Here is a 7,841-nt window from a genome sequence, read left to right on the forward strand (position 1 = left end):
CTTTGACCGTCATGGTTTGTGTCACAAGTTGCATCCCCTTGTTTTTTGACTTTCTACATAATGTTGTATTGTCTCACTTGATACATTCCCAGCAGTAGAAACAAAATAAGAACGAGTCCACAGACTTGGCAAATGTGCGAGATGAGGAAACTCTTCTCTTAAACGCTTTGATGTCAATCCTTTGATTTTTGCCATTGTATCAGCAGGACTGAGTGTTGGAAGGGTATTCAAGAGCAAGTGAACGTGGTCTTTGTCACATTCCATCGCAACAATAACAACATCCAGTTCGATACATACCTCTTGAACTAACTCTTTGAAACGTTATTCTACTTTTGTGTTAAGAAAAATCTTTCTTCTGTATCGTGGGCAAAACACAAAATGGTAGTTTAGCAATGATACGGTTGTTTTGGCTCTTCTATGATCATTCATCATGTTCATATTGTGTCAGTTTAACTTTTGAACTGAAACGAGAAAGGTGAAAAAATAAATGATACCAACATTTTGGGTACTTAAAGTACCACAAACCTTGCGGTTTTTTTGTTGCACTCCGTATCCACTCCGGCAATTTTATCTTCTTGTAATAAGAAAGAATTTGTAATGATATTTGCAAAAAATTCTTTCCGTTTGTTCAAAAAGTAATGGCTAGAAGATAAAATAAGAAACAAAGGCAATAAACATTAAACCTGTAAGAAGTACACGCATCCAATTTATTAAGATTGATTCAGTATCTTTCAATAATTTATTTTGAATCCAAAAGCACACAAAAAAGACTATAATAATAACGATTCTATTGTTTTGTATACTAAATTTATTTAGCAAATAGTCACCTAGATAAGAGCTCTCATTAATTTTAATGCTCATTAATATACATGAGTACATAATTAATCCTGAAGATACAGCGAAAGTTAGCTTTAATTTATTCATTTTTCAGTCCCCCTTTATGACAACTATTTTATATTTTTTTCTCTTTAAGATTTCCCTCATGCAAAACTAGAACTCTAGTGGCTAATTTAGCGCTTATTTCAGAAAGGTGTGAGGTGAACAGAATAATAGAACCTTCGCTTGCTTTCTGTTTAAGAATATCGATAGCTAATTTTTGAGCATCACTATCAAATACTGAAAGTGGTTCATCAAGCAGAATAATTGATGATTTACGTGCTAATACAGCAGACCAATACAATTTATGTTTCATTCCTAGTGAATACTCCTGTACAAATTGATCTAGAGCATGATCCATTTGAAATTCATTTATCATCTTAAGGAATGAGCTTGAAAATTGCTTTTGATCTACATTAAATAGTTGTTGTAAAAAATCTGCATTTTCTGTTCCTGTTAAATAATTAAATAAATAAGGTTCTGCAGGTATATATGTTAAATTTGCTAATATTTCTTTTCTATTTTCAATCAATTTCCCTTTGAAAGAAATTGTACTTTCAGCATTAATTAGTTGTGCAATTATACGTAATAATGTAGTTTTTCCGCATCCATTGTCTCCTTTTAGCCAAATAATATCACCAGGGTTGGCTGAAAATGAAATGTTTTCTAGTAATTTAAGATTTTTATCATATCTAAAATTTAAATTTTGTATATGAAACATTTTTACTCTCCTTTAAATAGAATCTCATGAATAATGTAAGATATAGCTTATAATGCGAACATAGTTTCCATGCATCCTGCAATTATTAATAAAAGTGTAATTATTATTGGGACAGGTATTATTTCTCTTTTTAATAAATTGAAATCAATCCCTCTCTTTTTGATACTTTGAAATATGAATCCCCAAATCATATATGGGTATAAACATGATAATAAAATGGCAGGTATCTCAAAAACCCCATGAGGGAGAAAAGCTGTAAAAATTTCTAAAGTCATATCATTTTGAACCATTACAGCAAGTACAATACCTATTAATGAGCCATTCAGAACTAGCAAAATTAAACTACCGATTCCATAAGAAATTACCCCAAATCCAATAGAAATCATTGCTTGATTAATATTATGAGAAAAATAATGAAACCATGAATAGCTAGGTGGATCTGGTGGAAAAGGATTATGATGCCGTTGAAAAATACCTCCCCAAAAACAAGCAGCTAAAAAAATCAATTTAATAAATGCAAGCTTTCTAGAATATTTATACCAAATACTTTGAAATAATTTATTTTGTTCACTCCGCATTTCATTACACACCTATCTTCTTCTTTTTCTTTTTAGAGAAAAATAAACTAAATCCCCATACAATGATTAGCATCATAAAAATATCATAGAAGAATGTTCTTCCTAATGAATGATCAAGAAATGCCCCTACAAAGAAAACAATAAATAACAGACCATTTATTATTCGTTTCGGGATAGTAAAGAAATATTGAAGAACTTTCGTTTCATAAGTATCTAAACGAATCATAAATATATTTTCATAATCAAACCGACTGCATAATTGTAGCCAATAAGTTGATAAAACACCGCTCACGAAAGAAAGCAACCAACTACCAATAATCCCTATACATAATTCGAGAATTGAACCGTCCATAATTATAAAGCCAATCATAAATATAACACTAATTATTAATTGTAGTGGGCACAATAATAGCGTTAATAATTTTCGTTTACTTTCCATATATTGTTTATCTGAAAAGGATGGAGTTAATTTCACTAAATCTATTTGTCTCAACTCACTTGATAGATGAAGGATAGGATAATTCCATAACCATAACCAAATAGTCTGTGAAATTGCAATCCAACATATAAACCAAAATCCTAATATGAAATTTGTGAAGTTATCTAAATTTCCGATAAAAAATATTGAAAATCCCACAATTGAACAAAAAGCGGGTGGGATAAGCAAGAATGTTTTCTGGGAAACCTTTGTATGTATGATTAATCTTTCAAGAATTATTAAATCTCTACGTATCCATGGATCCTTAGAATAAACTATTTTACCTAGCCATTGATAAAACTTAAAAATATCACTTTTAGATTTTTTTAAGGCAAGTGTATTACGTGTTTCTGTAAAATTCTTCTCGTTAGAATAATAAACAAAATAAAAGACCGTTATAAACAAATAACCAATGATACCCATACCTAAGATGTAATAAATCCAATCATGGTGAACCGCCTTTAATAATGCTTGAAAATGATTAATACACACGAATTCAATATGCTTTGAAAAGGTAGAAAATGTTTTAAATATTCCTTGGCTATAGATATTAATTGGAATGGGTTCTTTGATTAAAGGAAGAAATAGCGTTTTAATGAGTAACCAAATTCCTGCTGATATTAAAATTACCCTTAATAAATAAAAACTTTCATGATACTTTGTATTGTGAACCTCAGTATCCCAAGACTGTAATACTGCTTTCTTCAATCTTGAAAAGTAAATTGATGAAATTAACATGATCCAACACATAATAAAAAAAACACCAATGATAAAATTAGGAGAAACTTTTATTATGATATATACTCCCATAGCTTGTAACATAAATTCATGAACCCAGAACATAATTACTTCAGCTAATAATGTTACATTTAGAAGTTGATTGTGATTATATTGAGACTGCCACAGTGTATCGATTAATGGATTATTACTAATACGATTTGAATTTTGTCTAGCCATTGAACTAGGGAGAATGAAATTAAACAAGAGCACAGCAAAAACAATCCAGTTTCTAACTGTATCATTGGCAATACTTTCAAAGAAAAAGACAAAAAACAAAAAGGCAATATTTTGAGATAATAGTATTATAATCCAATTTAATATTGTAGGTAATTTCAATCCTAGCTTTTTCCTTAGCTTCTCATTCATACCTGAAAAGTCTTGCCTAAGTTGTTCCAAAATCATATTTCTCAAAACAATTTTGTGAAAAATTTGAAAAACCTCCTTTGTATATTTGGATATAAAGAAATAAGGGTGATATATATATCACCCTTATTAATAAAGTATGATTGCGATAATAAGAGCTTACCAAACAACTGCAGCTGCTTTCATATCTTTTTTAATGTATTCCTTAATAGTAAGGATTGCAACGTCAATTGTAGCTGCTGCAACAGATAAACCACCTGCTGAGATAATTGCAGCAATGGTTGATGCTGCGATTATACCATAGCCTACCGAATCAACTGCATTAACGATTGCCTGACCCATTGGTTTACCTACACCAAAGAACCCCATAGCTCCAAACATTCTAAGCACCCCCTTAAAAAAATCATAATTTATGTAAGTCGCAACCTTAAAAACTATATCATGCAAATCTTTAATCAAAAATATTTAAAATGTCTATTAGCAAAGGCAACAAAATATAAACATCCCGAAAAATGTTAGGGTAAGATTAATAGTTAGTTTTGTTTTGACATGGATGATTTTAAAAGAACTTATCAATTAAAGGAGGCATATTATGCAATCAACTATCATTCCCCATCCAAAACGGAAGAAGAAATGGATTATTATTGGGGTTATTGCACTAATTGTTATTGTAGCGGCAATTAATATTTTTGTTATGCAAGGTAAGAAGAAAGGCGCATCAACAAATGCTGATGCTGTAAGTTTTGAGAAAGTGACAGAGCGTAAGCTGAATAATACAAAGTTAATTTCTGGTCAGGTGAAGCCTGGTAATATTGAAAGCTTCTATGCAGATCCGGCCAAAGGAAAAGTGAAAGATATTGAGGTAAAAGAAGGGCAAGAGGTAGAGAAAGGCACGAAGTTATTCTCTTATGATAATGAAGAGATTAACCTTCAAATGAAGCAAGCTGAGCTTGATTCATTTGAAGATAGCGGAGCTGGGAAAGAAGTAACAGATCCGATGGACGAGCAAGTAAACGAGTTAGAGATAGCTCAAAAGACAACTGATCTTGAGAAAGAAAAAGGAAAGTTGCAGAAAGAAGAGTTAAGTAAGAAGCAGAAAGAACTTACGATTTATAGTAATTTCGCTGGTGTTGTTCAAAAGTTAGATAAAGATGCGGCACAAAGTTCATCTCAAGCGTTAGGTGGTCAAGGAAAATCGTTTTTACAAGTAGCTTCTAAAGATCCATTCCAAGTTCAAGGTACGTTAACTGAGCTTCAAAAGTCACAAATTCAAAAGGATCAAACATTCACTGTAACTGCAAAAGCAAATAATAAGAAGAAGTGGACAGGTAAGATTACAGAGGTAAGTGAGTTCCCAACAAGTGCAGAGATGGCGCAAGCTGGCGGTGCCAGTTTTGCATGGTATTAGTTTAACGATTCAGAGCGGTGAGTTCGTTTCGATTATGGGACCGTCTGGTTCTGGTAAGTCGACGCTTATGAATATTATCGGTTGTTTAGATCGTCCAACAGAAGGCGAATATATGCTGAATGACGTGAATATCTTAACAGCAGACGAGTCAAAGCTTGCTTTAATTCGTAATGAATATATTGGCTTTGTATTTCAGCATTTTAATTTACTACCTCGTCTTTCCGCAGTGGAAAATGTCGAGCTTCCGCTCGTATATGGTGGCGTGAAGAAAGCGGAGCGTCGCAAGCGTGCTTTGGAGGCGTTAGATACAGTTGGATTGGCAAATCGCGTGCATCATTTACCAAATGAGTTATCAGGTGGACAGAAGCAGCGTGTAGCGATTGCAAGAGCGATTGCGAATAACCCAACGTTCATTATGGCCGATGAACCGACTGGTGCACTTGATACGAAGTCTGGTGAGCAAGTTATGGATATTTTCACGAAGCTTAATGCAGAAGGTACGACGATTGTTATGGTTACACATGAAGAGGAAGTAGCAGCGTATTCTTCCTGTCGCATTGTACTACGAGACGGGAAAGTTACAGAAGATAGAAGGTGTGCAGTATGAGTTTACTAGATAGCATAAAAATTGCCTTGTCTTCTATATTAGCTCATAAACTGCGTTCAACCTTTACAATGTTCGGTATTATTATCGGTGTAGGCTCAATTATTACTGTTGTAGGCATTGGTCAAGGCGGGGAAGCCGCCTTAAAATCACAATTTGTTGAATCAGGGAATCAAACCGTTCCTATTCATTATAGTCCTGATATAAATGATCCTTTTAGTATGGATATGCCTGAAACGCCAAAAATAACAGAAGAAGATATTTATGAAATCAAGAAAATCCCAGAGATTGCACATATCTTAACAACAAATTCCAGTATGGAATCTCTTGAGATTGAAGATAAAAAAGAGATGGTGAATATTACTGGATTAGACAGTGAGTATTTTTCAGTAAATAAAGTAAAGTTGTTAAAGGGACGTTCTTTACAAGAATCAGATGTGGATCAAGGTAATAATAACGTTGTCATGATTAGTAAAGAAATGGAAGAAAAGGTGTTTAAGGATGCCAATCCAGTCGGTAAAATTATTGAAATGAAAGGTCAACCGATGCAAATTCTCGGTGTCTACAAATCAGATAATAAGTTTATGGAATGGGACCATCAGAAGCACTAGTTCCAATTTCATTATGGCCGACACTGTATGGGAAAGATGAAATTCAAAATATTTCTGTTCAAGCAAAAAATGTAGATAATCTAGAAAAAGCAGGTAAAAAAGCTGCAGATGTTTTAAATAGTCGTAAACCGACTGATGCAACTGGTAAATATGAAGTTATGAATTTAAAAGAAATTCAAGAAGGTATTTCGAATATGACCGGTATTATGACAATGATCATCGGTGGAATTGGAGTACGTAAAGCACTTGGAACGACGCGTAGTAAAATTTTATTACAGTTTTTAATTGAAGCAGTTATGTTAACGCTTCTTGGCGGTTTAATTGGCATTGGTCTTGGATATGGGGGCATATATTGTTTCGACATTTGCGAAATGGCCACCGCTTGTTTCATGGGAAGTTGTTGTTGGGGGGGATTATTCTCAATGACACTCGGTATTATTTTCGGATTAATTCCGGCGAATAAAGCTGCAAAATTAGATCCAATTGAAGCACTTCGCTACGAATAGTTTACTAGTGAAGTAAAGATAAATATCTCTACTTCACATACATATTTTTTGAATGAATTGTTTGTAACATCCTATAAGAGGATTATGTAAATAGAAGGAGGCGCTATAATGGAAGCGAATATGAATAAACAAGATGTAGGTGCGAAAAAGCCATCATTATTTGGAATGATTACATCTCCTGGAGTACAATTTGAAAGAATGAAAACAAACAAGAAAGTTTGGGGGATGTTTCTCTTAGTAGCACTGTTACAAGGGCTACTAGGTGGTTTAAGTGCGTATGTTAGATACACCTCACCTGAGATGCTTAAAATGAAAAAAGAATTAGGTGAACTGGCTGGACAAAGTTCACTGACATCAGAAGTAATTTCTTGAACTGGTTCAGGCTTTGCTGGTGCGATGATTGGAGCATTATTCATAGCAGCTATTTATAAAATGTTTATGATGTTCTTTGGGAATGATACCCCTTATAAAACCTTATTGAATATTGTAGTTTATACAAATATTGTCCTTATTATCGGTGAAGTTACTAATACAATTTTAAGTCTAATCTTTGGTACTGGAATGACCCAATATACGAGTTTAGGGTTATTATTTACGGAAGGTACATTTGTGTATGGAATTAGTAATACGCTTGAAATATTCTATGTATGGAATCTAATCTTAATTTGGTTTGGATTACATATTACGGCTGGATTAAGTAAAGTGAAAGCATCGATCCCAATTATTATTCTATGCATTATTAAAGCGGTCTTCTTAGCGACAATTATTGTATTAATAACGAAGTTTTTACCAGATATCCCAATGTAAATAAATTAATTTTATTATAAATAAGTTTGAGGGTGTTGCAAAACTCATAAATATCCAAAAATGAATGCATAAAGAAATCCGTTTTCCTGGAAGAATGATAGTATCCCAA

The 7,841-nt window shown here is 33.0% G+C and carries 8 protein-coding genes and 3 pseudogenes; 5 read left to right on the forward strand and 6 right to left on the reverse strand.

All coding sequences use genetic code 11. From position 1 onward, the window contains the following. Positions 1-21: 21 nt before the first annotated feature. The 6 genes and pseudogenes from tnpA to ACQRBL_RS26295 form a co-directional block, all read right to left on the reverse strand. Positions 22-432: pseudogene (gene tnpA, locus ACQRBL_RS26270) on the reverse strand (IS200/IS605 family transposase). A gap of 210 nt (positions 433-642) precedes the next feature. Continuing rightward, the gene (locus tag ACQRBL_RS26275; protein WP_097984599.1) at positions 643-924 is read right to left on the reverse strand and encodes a hypothetical protein; all 282 of its coding nucleotides are present in this window, start codon (positions 922-924) and stop codon (positions 643-645) included. A gap of 28 nt (positions 925-952) precedes the next feature. Then, a complete protein-coding gene (locus tag ACQRBL_RS26280; protein ID WP_411996604.1) occupies positions 953-1,597 on the reverse strand; it encodes an ATP-binding cassette domain-containing protein in 645 nt (214 codons plus the stop codon). 47 nt (positions 1,598-1,644) lie between these two features. Further along, positions 1,645-2,187, reverse strand: coding sequence for a stage II sporulation protein M (locus ACQRBL_RS26285; protein ID WP_307838724.1), 543 nt, complete (start codon positions 2,185-2,187; stop codon positions 1,645-1,647). Continuing rightward, positions 2,180-3,835 (reverse strand): hypothetical protein, encoded by a 1,656-nt coding sequence (locus tag ACQRBL_RS26290; RefSeq protein ID WP_411996605.1) that lies wholly within the window; start codon positions 3,833-3,835, stop codon positions 2,180-2,182. Before ACQRBL_RS26290 ends, ACQRBL_RS26285 begins: the two co-directional genes overlap by 8 nt. A 120-nt stretch (positions 3,836-3,955) precedes the next feature. Further along, complete coding sequence (locus tag ACQRBL_RS26295; RefSeq protein WP_097984594.1) at positions 3,956-4,177, reverse strand: uberolysin/carnocyclin family circular bacteriocin; 222 nt, start codon at positions 4,175-4,177, stop codon at positions 3,956-3,958. 211 nt (positions 4,178-4,388) lie between these two features. On the opposite strand from ACQRBL_RS26295, the pseudogene ACQRBL_RS26300 reads away from it, so the two are divergent. The 5 genes and pseudogenes from ACQRBL_RS26300 to ACQRBL_RS26320 all read left to right on the forward strand — a co-directional run. Beyond that, a pseudogene (locus ACQRBL_RS26300) lies at positions 4,389-5,183 on the forward strand (efflux RND transporter periplasmic adaptor subunit); the annotation flags it as partial. Between the two features lie 55 nt (positions 5,184-5,238). Continuing rightward, positions 5,239-5,811: an ABC transporter ATP-binding protein gene (locus ACQRBL_RS26305; RefSeq protein WP_427735899.1), complete on the forward strand. Its 573-nt coding sequence runs from the start codon at positions 5,239-5,241 to the stop codon at positions 5,809-5,811. Next, positions 5,808-6,419: an ABC transporter permease gene (locus tag ACQRBL_RS26310; RefSeq protein WP_411996606.1), complete on the forward strand. Its 612-nt coding sequence runs from the start codon at positions 5,808-5,810 to the stop codon at positions 6,417-6,419. The genes ACQRBL_RS26305 and ACQRBL_RS26310 overlap by 4 nt, the downstream gene beginning before the upstream one ends. Then, positions 6,398-6,925 carry an ABC transporter permease gene (locus tag ACQRBL_RS26315; protein WP_427735896.1) on the forward strand — a complete coding sequence of 176 codons (528 nt, stop codon included), beginning with the start codon at positions 6,398-6,400 and terminating at the stop codon, positions 6,923-6,925. Before ACQRBL_RS26310 ends, ACQRBL_RS26315 begins: the two co-directional genes overlap by 22 nt. A 108-nt stretch (positions 6,926-7,033) precedes the next feature. Continuing rightward, a pseudogene (locus tag ACQRBL_RS26320) lies at positions 7,034-7,732 on the forward strand (Yip1 family protein). Positions 7,733-7,841: the final 109 nt, after the last annotated feature.

Source organism: Bacillus sp. AF62, from assembly GCF_050312695.1.
Taxonomy (GTDB): domain Bacteria; phylum Bacillota; class Bacilli; order Bacillales; family Bacillaceae_G; genus Bacillus_A; species Bacillus_A cereus.